The sequence below is a fragment of the Bradyrhizobium sp. MI1.4 genome, assembly GCF_055811315.1.
In genome coordinates, this window is sequence record NZ_JBVVPP010000003.1 from 303,391 (window position 1) to 319,297 (window position 15,907).

13 protein-coding genes are annotated in these 15,907 nt (G+C 65.2%); 6 read left to right on the forward strand and 7 right to left on the reverse strand.

The features are described from left to right. Nucleotides 1-25 precede the first annotated feature (25 nt). Nucleotides 26-3,142 carry an efflux RND transporter permease subunit gene (locus AC0L23_RS05600; protein ID WP_085352250.1) on the forward strand — a complete coding sequence of 1,039 codons (3,117 nt, stop codon included), beginning with the start codon at nt 26-28 and terminating at the stop codon, nt 3,140-3,142. A gap of 433 nt (nt 3,143-3,575) precedes the next feature. Here AC0L23_RS05600 and AC0L23_RS05605 read toward each other — a convergent pair whose 3' ends face one another. From AC0L23_RS05605 to AC0L23_RS05625, 5 genes are all read right to left on the reverse strand, one after another. Further along, nucleotides 3,576-4,538, reverse strand: a complete 963-nt coding sequence (locus AC0L23_RS05605; RefSeq protein WP_085362356.1) for an amidohydrolase family protein — start codon at nt 4,536-4,538, stop codon at nt 3,576-3,578. 51 nt (nt 4,539-4,589) lie between these two features. Next, nucleotides 4,590-5,147 carry a P-loop NTPase family protein gene (locus tag AC0L23_RS05610; protein WP_085362357.1) on the reverse strand — a complete coding sequence of 186 codons (558 nt, stop codon included), beginning with the start codon at nt 5,145-5,147 and terminating at the stop codon, nt 4,590-4,592. A gap of 24 nt (nt 5,148-5,171) precedes the next feature. After that, nucleotides 5,172-6,569, reverse strand: a complete 1,398-nt coding sequence (locus tag AC0L23_RS05615) for a TolC family outer membrane protein (RefSeq protein ID WP_085385863.1) — start codon at nt 6,567-6,569, stop codon at nt 5,172-5,174. Nucleotides 6,570-6,791: 222 nt separating this feature from the next. After that, nucleotides 6,792-7,571, reverse strand: a complete 780-nt coding sequence (locus AC0L23_RS05620) for an enoyl-CoA hydratase (protein WP_085362359.1) — start codon at nt 7,569-7,571, stop codon at nt 6,792-6,794. 162 nt (nt 7,572-7,733) lie between these two features. Next, nucleotides 7,734-8,399, reverse strand: a complete 666-nt coding sequence (locus AC0L23_RS05625) for a hypothetical protein (protein ID WP_085362360.1) — start codon at nt 8,397-8,399, stop codon at nt 7,734-7,736. 293 nt (nt 8,400-8,692) lie between these two features. Between AC0L23_RS05625 and AC0L23_RS05630 the strand changes: the two genes are divergently transcribed. Together AC0L23_RS05630 and AC0L23_RS05635 are read left to right on the forward strand one after the other, a co-directional pair. Next, entirely contained in the window at nt 8,693-9,238 is a 546-nt protein-coding gene (locus AC0L23_RS05630) for a sigma-70 family RNA polymerase sigma factor (RefSeq protein WP_085352255.1), read from the forward strand. Between the two features lie 2 nt (nt 9,239-9,240). Continuing rightward, nucleotides 9,241-9,879 (forward strand): NrsF family protein, encoded by a 639-nt coding sequence (locus AC0L23_RS05635; protein ID WP_085352256.1) that lies wholly within the window; start codon nt 9,241-9,243, stop codon nt 9,877-9,879. Between the two features lie 10 nt (nt 9,880-9,889). Here AC0L23_RS05635 and AC0L23_RS05640 read toward each other — a convergent pair whose 3' ends face one another. Beyond that, entirely contained in the window at nt 9,890-10,993 is a 1,104-nt protein-coding gene (locus tag AC0L23_RS05640) for a DUF2336 domain-containing protein (protein ID WP_085362361.1), read from the reverse strand. A 63-nt stretch (nt 10,994-11,056) separates the two neighbouring features. Continuing rightward, nucleotides 11,057-12,214: a GGDEF domain-containing protein gene (locus AC0L23_RS05645; RefSeq protein WP_085362362.1), complete on the reverse strand. Its 1,158-nt coding sequence runs from the start codon at nt 12,212-12,214 to the stop codon at nt 11,057-11,059. 433 nt (nt 12,215-12,647) lie between these two features. On the opposite strand from AC0L23_RS05645, the gene AC0L23_RS05650 reads away from it, so the two are divergent. From AC0L23_RS05650 to AC0L23_RS05660, 3 genes are read left to right on the forward strand one after another with little or no spacing between them, the layout of a single operon-like run. After that, nucleotides 12,648-13,217 carry a sigma-70 family RNA polymerase sigma factor gene (locus AC0L23_RS05650; RefSeq protein WP_007593582.1) on the forward strand — a complete coding sequence of 190 codons (570 nt, stop codon included), beginning with the start codon at nt 12,648-12,650 and terminating at the stop codon, nt 13,215-13,217. Next, the gene (locus AC0L23_RS05655) at nt 13,214-13,909 is read left to right on the forward strand and encodes a hypothetical protein (protein ID WP_026233260.1); all 696 of its coding nucleotides are present in this window, start codon (nt 13,214-13,216) and stop codon (nt 13,907-13,909) included. The genes AC0L23_RS05650 and AC0L23_RS05655 overlap by 4 nt, the downstream gene beginning before the upstream one ends. Nucleotides 13,910-13,924: 15 nt before the next feature. Continuing rightward, nucleotides 13,925-15,622 carry a S8 family serine peptidase gene (locus AC0L23_RS05660; protein WP_085352259.1) on the forward strand — a complete coding sequence of 566 codons (1,698 nt, stop codon included), beginning with the start codon at nt 13,925-13,927 and terminating at the stop codon, nt 15,620-15,622. The last annotated feature ends 285 nt before the right edge of the window (nt 15,623-15,907 follow it).

Consider the following 15,907-nt stretch of genomic DNA (forward strand, 5'->3'; position numbering starts at 1 on the left):
GGGAAAAGACAAGCTGAAGACCTGAATGGATCGCCTCGTCGCCCTTGCCGTCAACCGGCGCTTCCTGATGGTCGGGATGTTCGTCGCCGTCCTCATCGGCGGCCTGATCGCGTTCAACCAGCTCAACATCGAGGCTTACCCCGATCCGACTCCGCCGATGGTCGACATCGTGACGCAGAGCCCGGGCCTGTCGGCGGAGGAGATCGAGCGCTACATCACCATTCCGATCGAGACCCAGGTCGCGGGTCTGAAGAACGTGACGACCATTCGCACCATCTCGCTCTACGGCCTCTCCGACGTCAAACTGCAGTTCTCGTTCGCTTACACCTATGACGAGGCATTGCAGCAGGTGTTGAACCGCCTGGCGCAGCTCGCGCCGCTGCCCGGCAATGTGCAGCCGCAGATCTCGCCGCTCAGTCCAATTGGCGAAATCTTCCGCTACCGTCTCGTCGGCCCGCCGAACTACAGCGTGCTCGACCTCAAGACCATCCAGGACTGGATCCTCCAGCGGCGCTTCCGTGCCGTGCCCGGCGTGATCGACGTCACCGGATGGGGCGGCAAGAGCAAGACCTACGAGCTCCAGGTCGACTTCAACAAGCTGGTCGCCAACGGCCTGACGCTGCCGCAATTGCTCCAGGCGGTCGGCAATTCCAACGTCAATGTCGGCGGCAACACCGTCAATATCGGTCAGCAATCGGCCGTGGTGCGCGGCGTCGGCCTGATCCGCTCGATCGACGACCTCGCCAACACCATGGTCTCGCAGACCAACGGCAATCCGGTGCTGGTCAAGGACGTCGCCACCGTCACCGTCGGCCAGAAGCCCCGTCTCGGCATCGCCGGCCTCGATGAGTCCGACGACATCGTGCAAGGCATCGTCCTGATGCGCCGCGGCGAGCAGAGCTCGCCAACCATCAAGCGCGTCCACCAACTCGTTCAAACCATCAACGACTCCAGCATCCTGCCGCCCGGCGTGCGCATCGAGCGCATCTATGACCGCGGCGACCTGATCGACCTCACGACCCACACTGTGCTCCACAACATGGTGATCGGCATTCTGCTGATCGTGTTGCTGCAGTGGATATTCCTCGGCGATCTCCGCAGTGCGCTGATCGTCGGCGCCACCATTCCGTTCGCGCTGTTCTTCGCGGTGATCATCCTGGTGCTACGGGGGGAATCGGCGAACCTGTTGTCGGTCGGCGCGATCGATTTCGGCCTGATCGTCGATGCCACCGTCATCATGGTGGAGGCGATCTTCCGGCGCCTGACGCAGACGACGCCGATGTCGGAATCCGAGCAGATGTCGTCCGAGACGCTGTTCGGCATGAAAAGCCACGCCATCCTCAGCGCGGCGGCCGATGTCTCTCGTTCGATCTTCTTCGCCGCGGCCATCATCATCGCGGCCTTCCTGCCGCTGTTCACGCTCTCCGGCGTCGAGGGCAACATCTTCGGACCGATGGCCCGGACCTATGCCTACGCGCTGGCCGGCGGTCTGCTTGCGACGTTCACCGTCACTCCTGCGCTGTCGGCGATCATTCTGCCGGCGCATGTTCATGAGACCGAGACCAGGGTGATGCTGATCCTGCATCGGATCTACATGCCGGTGCTGCATTGGGCGGTCGCCAACCGCGGCATCATGCTCGGTGGCGCGTTCGGCCTCGTACTGATGACGGTTGCGCTCAGCCGCTTGCTTGGCCTCGAATTCCTGCCGAAGCTGGAGGAGGGCAATCTCTGGATCCGCGCCACGCTGCCGCCGACCATCTCGCTTCAGGAAGGCAACTCCTACGTCAACGAAATGCGCAAGGTGATCCGCGCGCGGCCTGAAGTGGAATCCGTGGTGTCGCAGCACGGCCGCCCCGATGACGGCACCGACGCCGCCGGCTTCTTCAACGCCGAGTTCTTCGCGCCCCTCAAGCCCGCCAGCCAATGGCCCGGCACCCGCGACAAGGAAGAGCTGACCGCGCAACTGCTCAAGCAGCTTGACGATCGCTTCCCCGGCGTCGAGTTCAACTTCTCGCAATATCTCCAGGACAATGTCTCCGAAGCCGTTTCCGGCGTGAAGGGCGAGAACTCGATCAAGCTGTTCGGCAGCGATCTCCAGGCGCTGACCGACACCGCCAACAAGATCAAGTCGGTGCTATCAACCGTGCAGGGCGTCACCGACCTTGCCGTGTTCACCTCACTGGGGCAGCCGACCATCCAGATCGATATCAACCGTGCCAAGGCCGCGCGCTATGGCCTCGCGCCGGGCGACATCAACGCCACCATCAAGGTCGCGATCGGCGGCGACACCGCCGGTGACATCTACGAGGCAGGAAGCGACCGCCACTTCCCGATCATCGTTCGTCTTGCGCCGGAATTCCGCAGGAGCGCCGAGGCGATCCAGAATTTGCGGATCGGTGCGCCCGGACCGAACGGCACCGTCACGCAGATCCCCCTGAGCGAGGTCGCCACCATCAGCCTCGTCTCGGGTGCGGCCTACATTTATCGCGAGCAGCAGGAGCGCTATCTGCCGATCAAGTTCTCGGTACGGGAACGCGACCTCGGCAGCGCCATCCGCGAGGCGCAGCAGAAGATCGCCGCTCAGGTGCAACTGCCGCCCGGCGCGCACATGGACTGGGTCGGCGAATTCGGCAATCTCCAGGACGCGATCCGGCGATTGTCGATCGTGGTGCCGATCTCGCTGGCGCTGATCGGCGTCCTGCTCTGGTTCAATTTCGGCTCGATGACCGACACGCTGCTCGCCATGAGCGTGATTCCGATGGCCATCTTCGGCGGCGTGCTCGGTCTCTTGATCACAGGTACCGCCTTCAGTGTCTCGGCGGCGATCGGCTTCATCGCGCTGTTCGGCATCGCCGTGATGGACGGCATCATCATCCTGTCGCAGTTCAACCAACTCATCGAAGAGGGCATGGACCGCATGAGCGCGGTGATACGCACCGGCGAATTGCAGCTTCGGCCGGTGCTGATGACCTGCGTCGTCGCCGGCATCGGCCTGTTGCCGGCCGCGCTGTCGGAAGGCATCGGCTCGCAGGTGCAGAAGCCGCTTGCGGTGGTCGTGGTGACAGGCATGATGCTCGCCCCTATCGTGATCCTGGTGACGCTGCCGGTGTTGATCTCCTTCTTCTCCCGCCGCGCGCGCTGACGCCGCCAATCACAGCATCCGCTGCGCGATCCGCACCAGCATCATGGTGCCGAGGGCCCAACAGCATCAAGCTGGCCAACCGACTGCTCATCGACAGCATGCGCGGCGTCAGCCGTGACCGCGCCATTGCCATGATCGTGCTGAGCACGGTCCACCAGATCGCGGAACCGACGAAGACACCGGCGATCAGCGGGGCTGCCGCGGTCTGCATTGAAAAGGCGTGCAGCGCAGCCAGAAACAGGATGACGGTCAGCGGATTGGTGAACCCAAGCGCGATGGCGCTGAGCGCCGCCTCAACCAGAAGGGTGAGAAACGGACGAGAGCACAAACACGTTCGTGTGAGTCCAACGAGTTTGTGCCTTCGCGACAACAGTTCCACGCCTCATTGTGGAACCGTGTCGCGGTCGTTGAACCGAATTGCGCTTGGCGCGACTCAGAACCCGTAGAGTTGCGCCGGGTTGTCGACCAGGATCTTCTTGCGCACATCCGCATCCGGCGCCCACACCGGAAGCTGGTTGAGCAGGCGGCCGTCGTCGATCTGGTAGAGCGGCGCGATGTCGGTGGCTTTGCGTCCCTCGACACGGCTCGAATCCGGATGCGGCCAGTCCGTGCCCCAGACGATGCGGTCCGCATTCGCCGCGATCAGTGCGCGGGCATAGGGCACCATGTCCTGATAATCGGGCGCGAGCTTCGAGGAGCGATAGGCGCCGGAAATCTTGACATAGGCCTTGCCGGATTTCACCAGCGCGACCAGGTCGGAAAATCCCGGCTGCTCCAGCCCAAGCGAGGCCTCAAGGCCGCCGAAATGGTCGAATACAACGGGTAGTGGCGCCGTCTCGACGAGGTCCTTGATCGCCGAGATCATGGGAAGCGTCGTGTAGAGCTGCACGTGCCAACCGCGCGCCTTCATGCGCTCGACTGCGGCGGTGAAGCGCGGCCGGCCGACATTGGGGTCGTTGACGCCGCGGGTCGCGAGATTGAGGCGGACACCGCGAAAGCCGTCTGCCTGCATCGTGTCAAGCTGGGCCTCGGTCGTTTTGTCGTCGATCACGGCCACCCCGCGCGCGGCCGCGCCACGCGCTTTCATGCCGAACAGCGTCGACGAGTTGTCGGTGCCGTAGACGCTCGGCGTCACGATCACCACGCGCTCGATATGCAGCGCCTTGTGCAGCGCGGCCATCTCCTCCGGCGAAGCCGGTTCCGGCGTGTAGACGCGGCCCGCGAAGAACGGAAATTTTTCGACATCGCCATGGATGTGGGTGTGACAGTCGCAGGCATGGGCCGGGAGGTCGAAATTGACCGGAGTGGCGGGCTGCGCGGCACGTGCGTGGGCTTTGTTCGACATGGCAACTCCGGCGGCAAGGGAGGCAAGCAGGACGCTGCGTCGGCTGAGCATGGTTTCTCTCCCTGTATTATTATTTGGCAGTGGCATCGTGACAGTATCACATCAGCCCGGCAGCCGCTGCGCTTCGCTGCATAGCTGCTCGACGAGGTCCGCAAGCGGGCGTGAGCCGTCGACGCGCACGACCGGGCAGGGCAGCTTCGCGAGCCACGCCTCATCTCTTGCGAGACTGCGACCCTCGCGATCGCCGGCTTCGTAGTGCGAGGCCCAGTCGACGAACGACTCCGCCTCCTCATGACGCCAGCCGCCCTGTGCGACGGCATCCGCTCCGAAATGCGTAGCCTCGCGGTCACGCAGGCGCTGCAAGCGAAGCTCGCGCGGCGTCGTCACAAAGACGACGAAATCGAAGAATGGGATGAACTCGTCGCCCCAGCCGGTGACCGTTCCGCTCAGCACCCAATCGAGCCGCGGCAGAAACATCTCGCGCATCAGGCGCAGACGCTCGGCAGCGGGGCGCGTGGTCTGGTAGGGCGGCGCCGTCGGCAGCCAGAAATAATCATCGCTGTCGTGATGCGGCAGCGCAAGCCGGCTCGCGAGCGCGCGGCCGATCGTCGTCACGCCGGAGCCGGAGGCTCCCATCAGATGGATGCGGCGGCTTTTCATCGGCACCAAGCCAGACGATTGAAACTACTGCCCCGATGGCGTGCGCAGGCCGTGCCAGGCGTCGCGGACCTGCTGGTAGTGCACCTCGGGGAGATAGTCCGGCGTGTTCAGGCTCAAGGTCTTGACGTCGAGATGGCCGACGGCGCTGAGCAGCGTGTAGGAAGCGATCACGCGGTCGCGATTGGCGCCGATCAGGCGGGCCTTGGCCTGGATCAGATCGGCCTGCGAGTTCAGCACATCCACCGTCGTGCGCTGTCCGCCGGCGGCCTCGCGCTGCACGCCCTGGAGCGCGACGGTCGCCGCCTTCACTTCGGACTCCGAGGCCGAGACCGCGATCTTGGCGCCTTCATTGGCAACCCAGGCGCTGACCGCCGCCGTGCGCGCCTGGTTGCGCACCTGATCGAGCACGAGCCGGCTCTGCGCCGTGATTTCCTTGGCCTGCCGGGTCTGTGCGGCGGCCTGGCCGCCGTCGTAGATCGGCACGGTGACATTGGCGACGATCGAGGCCTGATCTTCGGCGAAGGTGCCGAGCGTCGGGTCGTTGTTGCGGCTCTTGCTGGCGCTGCCCTGGACGCTGGCGCTCGGCAGCAGCGCGCCTTCGGCGACGCGGATGTTGGTGGAGGCGACATCGACATCGAAGCCGGCGGCCATCACCGCTGGGTGCTGACGGATCGCCATCGTCAGCGCGTCCTCGCGGCTCTTCGGCAGATAGCGGTCGACGACTTCGGCGGCCCGAAGCTGCGATGGCGCATTGCCGATCACTTGCGCGTAGATCGCCTGGCTCACCGCCAGCGCGACTTCCGCGGCGTTCAGATCGGAAAGCCCGCGGTTGAGCCGCGCCTCGGCCTGGGCGCTGTCGGTCGGCGTGACGTCGCCAGCGTTGAGGCGCCGCTGGGTGACCGAGAGCGTTTCGCGCAGGAAGGCGACGTTGGAGCGCTGCGCCTCGACCAGTGACTGGTTGGCGAGCACGTTGGTGTAGGCGGTGACCGCGTCGAGCAGCACGCCCTGGCCGACGTTGCGCAGCGCCTCGCGGCCCGACTGTACCTGGAGTTCGGCGGCGCGCACGTTGTTGGCGGTGCGGAAACCGTTGAACAGGGTCTGCGACACGGTGACACCGATGATCCATGGCTTCAGATTGGCGGTCTGGATGGTGTTGTCGGGCAGCAGGTTGCGCACCGATTGCAACCCGGCGCTGAGGCTTGCCACGATCTGTGGCCGGTAGCCGGCGAGCGCCTGCGGCACGTTCTCGTCGGTGGCGCGCTGCCGCGCACGCTCGGCATTGAGTTGCGGATTGGTCTGGTAGGCCTTGGCGAGCGCCTCCGGCAGCGCTTCCGCCCGTGCGGCGGAGGGCAGGGCGCAACACAGCGCCAGCGTGGTCCATGTCGCGAGCACAGGAGCCACGCCCGATCGATGCCGCGTCATCACGCGACCAGCTCTGGCGGCATGCCCAATCATGTAATCCCGCAAATCCCGGCTGTCCGCCCCCGCCGACGGCGGCTCTCTTAGCTGTTTAACCAGCCGAGGTCCCGCAGGCAAACTGCCGCGGGGGAAACCCCCATGTATTCCGTGCTTGTTGCAGGCACGTCACAGGGATTCTGCGGGAAAGCGGCAGAGCCTTACACCAGCCTGACCGCTCGCCTGCCTTTACCTGTTCTTGTTCACCGGCTTCCGCTTCTCGATGAACGCCGCCATGCCCTCGGAGCGGTCCTCCAGTGCGAAGGTCGAGTGGAACAGGTTGCGCTCGACGCTCATGCCCTCGGCGAGCGCGGTCTCGAAGGCGCGGTTGACCGCTTCCTTGGCCATCGCGACCGCGGGTCGCGACATCGCGGCGATCTTCTCGGCCGCGGCCATCACCTCGTCCATCAGCTTGTCGGCGGGAACGATGCGGCTGACCAGGCCGCTGCGCTCGGCTTCGGCCGCATCCATCATGCGGCCGGTGAGGCAAAGGTCCATCGCCTTGGACTTGCCGATCGCACGGGTCAGGCGCTGGGTGCCGCCGATGCCGGGGATGGTGCCGAGCGTGATTTCGGGTTGACCAAATTTGGCGGTGTCGGCGGCGATGATGAAGTCGCACATCATCGCGAGCTCGCAGCCGCCGCCGAGCGCATAGCCTGCGACCGCGGCGATCGTCGGCTTGCGGCAGCGCGCGACCCGATCGCCGCCGATCGCGGCAAAATCCTCCGAGAACATGTCGATGAAGCTTTTCGGCTGCATCTCCTTGATGTCGGCGCCGGCAGCAAACGCCTTCTCGCTGCCGGTCACGACGATGCAGCCGATGGCGTTATCGGCTTCGAGATCGTCGACGGCCGCGGCGATCTCGCGGAAGACGCCGAAGGAGAGTGCGTTGAGCAGCTTCGGCCGGTTCAGCTTGATGATGCCGACCGCGCCTTTGCTTTCGACGATGATGTGTTCGAACGTGCTCATGCTCCACCCACGCTTTTGGTTGAGCGGGCAATGTGCCCGCTGGCGCGGTGGGCTTCAAGAGGCCGCAAAGCCATCGGCGCAAGGACGGCCGGAACACGCGGCCAGATGCGCGTTCCGGACCAGGTCCCGCGGGCCGGCGATCAGGCCAAAATCAAGCCAAAGTCACGCCATGAACATGCGCGCGGCTGAGGCCAGCGTCAGCAGCGTGCCGACGCCGATGAAGATTTTTCCGATCAGGGAGCTCTGGTCCCAGGCCGAGCTCTGCTGGCTGCTTGCCATCACCGGCGCCGGACGCGGCTGCGCGTCGGTTGCGGCGATCACCGCCCTCTGCGCCGGCGTGTTGTCCTGTTGCAAGGCGCGGTCGATGTCGTTGAGCTGATCGGGTGCGACGACCTGGCCCTCGGCGTTCGGGGCGGCGGTATTATCGGCCGCGGCCTGGACGTTGTCGTTGGCCCGGCCCGTCATTGCGGAAGCGGCAGCCGCGGTCGGCGTATCGGCGGCGGCGAGTTGCGCATTGGCGTTGGCGACTTCCGGCGGCATCTGGCTCGAGGTCGGCGCGTCACGATTGTCGGCCTTCGTCTCATCGGCCGTTGCCGCGGCGTCCTTCTTGTCGGCCTTGTCGTCGGATTTTTCTGCCGTCTTGGTGTTGTCGCGGTGACGCGACGTGTGATGCCGCTGCTTGGTCGGCTTGACCGTGTCGGCCTGTTTGCCCGCGCTGTCCGACTTGCTGCTTGCGGCTGAATTCGGCGCCGCCTGTGCAACGCCCCCGAACAGCAAGAAAAGCCCGGCCAGGACAATCAGGGCCGCGCGCCCGCTGGCTTTCATCATGTTGACGATCTCCCCAAATTCCGCCCGTCCCGGGACTGAACAGAGACCCTGGGGCGTGACCACAGCGGGGCAGAAAATGGGAATCTTCGGGCCACACCCGGCAAAAGCGCGGCAAAACCGCTGCCTTCGCAGCCGGCCGCGGGGTGCGGACTGGACCGATCGGTGTTATGAGCCGTCGCAGATCCTGACGGCCGCATCGGTCGCGTGGCCAAGCCAGATCACGAATTCGTGATCTGGCTGATGCCAGCGTAACAAACTGAAAGAGCGGCCGAATTGCATGGTGAGGGGCGCGCGTGCGCGGACGTGAGGACGAGTGGACCGGCCTGATGCGGTCGGCCATGGCAGGCGATGACGCGGCGTATCATCGCCTGTTGAAGGCGGTCACGCCTGTGCTGCGCGCTGCCGCGAGGCGCGGCCTGGCTCGGGCCGGGCAGCCTCCCGACCAGGCCGAGGATATCGTGCAGGAGATTTTGTTGGCGGTGCATCTGAAGCGGCACACTTGGGACAGCGAAGCCCCCTTCGCCCCGTGGCTGTTTGCGATCGGCCGCAACAAGCTGATCGACATGCTGCGGCGACGGGGCAGGCGGATCTTCGTCAACATCGACGATTTCGCCGAGACCCTGCCGGGCGAGGCGCCGCAGGAGACGGTCTCGGCCGGCGAAGTCGCCAGCCAGCTCAATACGCTGCCGCAGCGCCAGCGCGACGTGTTGCAGTCGATCGCGGTCGACAGCACGTCGATCAAGGACACGGCGGTGAAATATTCGATGAGCGAGGGCGCGGTGCGGGTCGCGCTACATCGCGGACTTGCCGCGCTGACTGCCAAACTGCGGGACCAGTAGTCATGGACACCGATCAACTCATTCGCTCGCTCGCGGCCGACAACGCCCATCGTCCGCCGCGCGTCGGCGCGGTGCTGACCATGGCGCTGCTGGTCGCTGCGCCGCTGTCGATCCTGATCTTCGCCACCTTTCTCGGTGTGCGTCACGACGTGATGAGCGCGATGCACAACCCGTTCTTCGACATGAAGTTCGCGGTCACGCTGTCGCTCGCGATCCCGGCGATCATCGTCAGCCTGCATCTGTCGCGTCCCGAGGCCTTGCTGCGTGGCTGGGGCTGGCTACTGCTGCTGCCGGTCGGGCTGCTCGCGGTGGCGATCGGCAGCGAGGCGATGATGGCGCCGGCCATGCCGATGACGATGCGACTGATGGGCAAGAATTCCAGGGTATGCCTGTTCGCAATCCCTGCGATGTCGCTGCCGCTGCTTGCTGGGGCCCTGTTCGGCCTTCGCCACGGTGCGCCGTCCCATCCCGCACTCGCCGGGGCGCTCGCTGGCCTGGTGTCGGCGGGCCTTGCCGCGACGCTGTACGCTTCACACTGTACCGACGACTCGCCGCTGTTCGTCGCGACCTGGTACACGCTCGCGACCGCGTTGGTGGCGGCAATTGGCGCGCTGGCGGGGGCGAAGGTCCTACGCTACTAGCTTGCCGGCTTCACGCCGCCGGCGTCGCGCCCTGCTGCATGCGGTGGAAGCGCAGCACTTGCTGCGCCGTCGAGCTGCGCAGCGCCTCGTAAGCGTCGCGCAGCGTCAGCATGTCGGTCTGCGAGCCGCCTGAGAGCTTCTCGCGCAGGGCAATGATGGCGCGGACGCTCGACCATTGCATGGCCGCGACCTTGGCGAGGATCATCACGCCCTCGACCCGGCTTTCGATCATCATGGTCTCGGCGGTCTCGACTGCGACGCCCGCAAGCGCCGCGAGCCCCGCATTGGTCTCATCGAACTTGCCTTGCTCCGCGAAGGTGGCGACCTGGAGCTCGGTGAGGCGGCCGTCCTCGTGCAGCGACTTCACCAGCGCGCGCGCCCTCTCGGTCTGCCTGGTCATGCTGGCGGCGCGGATTCGCTGGGCCGCTTCCTGGACCACGCTGGACACGTCGTCCGCGAACTCCGGGTGCGCGGCCTCCAGCTTCCTGCGCACGGCCAAGGAGGCCTTTGCGACCAGCTTCAAATAATGATGGCGGGGCAAGTCGGGCCGCAGGCCGATGCAACTGGCGAGGTCGTCGTCACGCTCGGCGCGGGTCACGAGGTCGGCGAGACTTCCCTCCGACAGTTGGGCACCCGGATTGCTGACGGTCGATTGCACCACGTCCTCGTCGCCGCGGGTCACCAGCACGTCCGTCAGCGCTTCCGACAGCACCCGCCGCAGCGAGATCGCCTTGAGATGGGCTTGACCCCTGGTGCGTGCGATCTCGATCAGGATCTCCTCTGCCAACCGTTCGGATTTCGACAGCACCGGGCCGGAAACCTCAATCACCTCGTCGAGCGCGAGCGTGCGGATGATCTTCGGCGGCGCAGCCGCGATCGGTGCGAGGCGGTCGGCGAGCAGCGCCTTGGCGGACGTCTCGATCTGCTCGATCAGGCATTGGAACACGTCATCGAACACACAAACGTGGTCGTCGGAATAGTCCGAGGCGTTGCCCACGAAGAGATCGGTGACGCGGCGCAGCGTCTCGACCCGGTGCGCGACGGTGCCGTGCGAGAGCGCGGTTTGCAATTCCTCGAGCAGATTCTCGGATGATTTGGCGGATTTGGATCTCATTGCCCTGTCCTGGAGCGTTCGGCCCGGCAGCGGCTTCGGTCGCGCCGGGAGAAAATGGATTGATCAGCTGGTTGCAATGCGGTTGCGCCCTTGTGCCTTGGCGGAATAGAGCGCGCTGTCGGCGCGCACGAGAAACGTGTCGGCGGTATCGTTGTCGCGCAGCGTCACGACGCCCGCGGAAATGGTCACGCGCATGCCCGGGGAGAATGCGCTCCAGTCCAGATCGGCGACGATGCCGCGCAGCCGATCGAGCGTGCGCGATGCCGCATCGACGTCCGTCCCCGGCAGCAGCAGCAAGAATTCCTCGCCGCCGTAGCGGCCGAAGCAGTCGGCCGGGCGGATGTTGGCGAAAATGGTGATTGCGAAGGTGCGCAGCACCTCGTCGCCGACGGGATGGCCATGGGCGTCGTTGATGCGCTTGAACCAGTCGAGATCGATCAGTGCGATCGCGCAAGGGGTCGATGTCTGCCGCGATTTTTCGATCTCGGCGTCGAGAAGCCGCATGATGCAGCGGCGGTTGTAGGAGCCGGTGAGCTCGTCGAGCTCCGCCAGCTCCTCGATGCGCTGATAGGCGGCCTTCAGCTCGATGCTGCGCCGGTACAGGATCTTGCGCAGCGTGGCGCCGAACAGGCCGAGGAAGGCGCACTGGCCAATCACCAGCACGAAGCACAGCATCGAGGCGGCCCGTTGCAGCTGGGTCGTAACCGGCAGTCCGATTGGCAAGTCCGAGGCGAGGAAGACCAAGGCGAGCCCGCAAGTGGCGAGGCCCCAGGTGAGCATCGCCTGGCTCGGTGTCATACGAAGCGTGCCGAAGGCGAAGATCAGAAACAGCACGGCAAGGAACGCAACTCCGACTGTCGGCACCGCGAGCAGGAACAGCAGCTGCAGCGACATATGCGCCGAGATCTGGAAGACGGTGAGGTAATGATCCTCGAACCGGTCGCCCAAGCCCGCTTCCGATAGCACGGTGAAGGTTCCGATGGTCAGAAGGCCGCCGAGCCAGAACAGTGACGGAACGCCCATGGAGATGACGCCGTCATAGGCGTAGAGCAGCAGGACGGAGGCGCCGAGCAAGTAGCTCGCCACCTGGCCGACATACATCTGGCGCCGCTGCCGGATCCGGCGCGCCAGGACCTCGGGTGCCGCTGCAGCGGTCGTCAGGGCGAGATCCGCGGCCTCAGCGGCATTCCTCTCGGGAAAGGACGTCGCAGCCGTGCTCATGGTCCCGCCCAATGGTGGATGTCAGCCCAAAAATCTACGTGGCAAGCCTTTAGGTTTGGTATCCTTCGAAACCGAATCCACGCTGTGCAGCGCAGGAGCGGGGACGTCGAGCGGCCGAGGAATTCGCCGGCCATGAGGCGTCGTGTGCGACGCGGTCGAGCCAAAGCAGGGCTTCGGAAGACATATGTCGTGCTAGGCTGCTAAGGTTCCATGCACGTCGGCCCCTCTATGCTGGACGGCATTGCTCAGGAAAGTGCTTCATTACTATGTTACCGTTCTTGAGCGCGGCGCCCAGCCGCGGGTGGCAAAAGGAAATTTCGCGTATGTGGGGTAGATCACACAGCCTCCCGTATGACTGCGGTAGGGTGAACAATTTTACCCCTCCCGTCGAACCGTCTGCCGCATCGACCCGACCAATCTTGCGAGACGGCCTTTGAGCGTGACACAAGCGGCTTCGGACGAGATCCTGATCGCCAGGATCGCTCAAGGCGACCGGCTCGCCATGCAGGTGCTGTACGGGCGGCACCATGTCAGGGTGTATCGGTTCGGCCTTCGGCTCGTGCGGGACGAGCAGGCGGCGGAAGACCTCATCAGTGAGGTATTTCTCGACGTCTGGCGTCAAGCCGGCAAGTTCGAGGGCCGATCCGCCGTTTCCACCTGGCTGCTGGCCATTACCCGATTCAAGGCCCTGTCTGCGCTTCGGCGCAGGAAGGATTTTGAGTTGGACGACGACGCCGCGAACGCGATCGAGGACACGTCCGACAATCCGGAAACGGCGGTGCAGAAGAAGGATACCAGTGAAGCGTTGCGGGAGTGTCTGACGGGCCTCTCGCCGGATCATCGGGAAATCGTCGATCTCGTCTACTACCACGAGAAATCCGTGGAAGAGGTGGCCGAAATCGTTGGCATCCCGGAGAACACTGTGAAGACGCGCTTGTTCTATGCGCGCAAGAAATTGGCCGAACTGCTGAAGGCAGCCGGCATTGAGCGAGGCTGGCCATGATGGCTTTGAGCAAGAAGATGCTGGAGCAAGAGCCCGGTGAAATTGAACTGCTGCTGCCGTGGCACGCCGCCGGCACGCTGAACCCGCGCGATGCGCGCCGCGTCGACGAGGCGCTAGCGCGCGATCCCGAGCTCGCGAAGCAATATGCCGCGATCCGCGGCGAGTATGAAGAGACCATTCATCTGAACGAGAGCCTGGGTGCTCCGTCGGCGCGCGCGATGCAGAAGCTGTTCGCGGCGATCGACGCCGAGCCCGCGCGGGCGGCCGGTTCGCTGCCGCTGTCGGCGCGCATCGCCACCTTCTTTGCGAGCCTGTCGCCGCGCACTCTCGCCTGGTCGGCGAGCCTTGGCGCCATGGCCCTCGTGCTGCAAGCCGGAATCATCGGCGCGGTGTTGACGCAGACCCAGACTGCGACCTTCCAGACTGCTTCGCTCTCGACCAGCGCTCCGATCACACGCGACCTCGGCACGACCGTCCCGCCAGCGCGCGCGCTGGTACGCTTCACGCCCGAGGCGCGCGTCGCCGACATCACCGCATTGCTCGACGGCTACCAGGCTTCGATCATCGGTGATGCCAAGGGCGGCATGTTCCGCCTCCAGTTCGACAAGGCGATGAGCCGTGACGAACTCAACTCGCTGCTTGGCAAGATGCAGCGCGAGAAGTTCGTCAACCTCGCCGTCGCGGCGCCGTAAGGCGCTTCCAAGCTGATGACGCGCAAGTCCGAAAGTGGAGTAAGAGCCGGGGTCTGCGCTTCGTCGGTCGCAGCCGCGCTTTTGCTCGCCGCCTGTCTCGGCGTCGAGGTTGCGCAGGCGCAGGCGATCATGCGCACGCCGACGATCAGCGTCCCCTCCCGAATGCCAACCATTTCTCCTGGCATCGCCGCACGCGTCGGTCCCGGTGTTGCGGTGGCTGTTGGCCGTAGTCCCGGTCCGATCGTGACGACGAGGATTTCGGCGCGGATGGGACCGACGCCGGTGTTGCCTTATGCGCGCTACTCCCCGAACCTCTATCCCGCCTGTACCGCGCCCGATCGCGACGCCGCCGGCGAATGCCTGGCGCAGCAGAACGCAGGCGGCGATGGCTCGGGCAAATCGGGCAAGAAGACCGCCGGAAAGCGGCGCGGCAACAACGCGCCCGTCGCCGCGGATTTGCGTACCTTCGCCGACGAATTCGTCGCCGAGATCGATGGCGGGCTGTCGTCGACCGAGGCCGACGAGCTTGCGCGTCGCCATGGCCTGACTCGCGTGACTTCCGAGAATTTTCCGCTGATCGGGGCAACGTTCGGACTGTTCCGCATCACCGACGGCCGGCCCTCCGCGACGGTGCGGCGTGAATTCGCGGCCGACGGCAGCGTGCGCTCGGTCCAGCCGAACTTCCGCTACCTGCTCCAGGACCAGAAATCGTCGGTGCCGACCGAGGGAGATCCCGCGCAATATGCGCTGGCCAAGCTCCGCCTGCCGCAGGCACATACTCTCGCGCATGGCGCGAATGTGACGGTTGCTGTGATCGACTCCGGCATCGACGCCCGACATCCGGAACTTGCCAATTCCATTGCCGACAATTTCGATGCGCTCGGTAGCGCCGAAGGCCCGCACATTCATGGCACCGGCATTGCAGGCGCCATCGTGGCGCATGCCAAGCTGATGGGCAGCGCGCCCGAGGCGCGCATCATCGCCATCCGCGCCTTCGGCGGCACCACCGGCGGGGCCGAGAGCTCGTCCTACATCATCCTGCGCTCTCTGAACTATGCCGCCGAGCACGGCGCGCAGATCGTCAACATGAGCTTTGCCGGTCCCAAAGACGCGGTGATCGAGCGGGCCATCGCGGCGACCGCCGCGCGTGGCCTGGTGCTGATCGCAGCCGCCGGCAATGCCGGCGCGAAGTCGCCGCCGCTCTATCCGGCCGCCAATCCCAACGTGATCGCGGTCAGCGCAACCGACCAGCAGGACCGGCTGTTCACCGCCTCCAACCGTGGCAACTACATCGCGGTCGCGGCCCCCGGCGTCGATATCTTCCTGCCGGCGCCTGACGGCAAATACCAGATGACGTCGGGCACCTCGTTCTCGGCCGCCTATGTCTCCGGCGTCGCGGCGCTGCTGCTCGAGCGCAACTCCGCCTTGAAGCCGGAAGCGCTGCGCACGACGCTGGCGAAGACGGCGCGTGACCTCGGTTCACCCGGGCGTGATGATCTGTTCGGCGATGGCGAGGCCGACGCGTTTGCCGCGGTCATGGCCGTTCCCGCCGCCGGCGCGACGCCGGTCGCGGCCGCATCCGGTACAACAAAACGTGAAGATATCGAGAAGCGTCGCGACGAGCCTGGCATCCGCGCATTAGAGCAACCCTCGTTGTCGAGCACCGAGGATAAAGCCACGGTTTCTCAGGCGGATAGGCCGGCGACGCGATAGCGGCTCCGACAACTTTGCGCGCGGCGCGAAGGTTGAAAAATCAAACGCCGCATTGAACGTTCGGCCCGCTGCCACGACCAAATTATGTGGGAGCGGTTATCCCTCCCCATAAGTCATATCAGGCGCGAGCGCCCATCCACCCCAAGCGCCCATATGGCTCGACCCGTCCGGTTGTCCCCCCGGACGGGTCTTTTCTTTTTGGGCGTCCAATCCCTCGAAGCCTGCGCGAGATCAGCTTCCGGTTGAGAGATCGTGGCTCACTCATCGCCACTGCTCCGCCGGCAC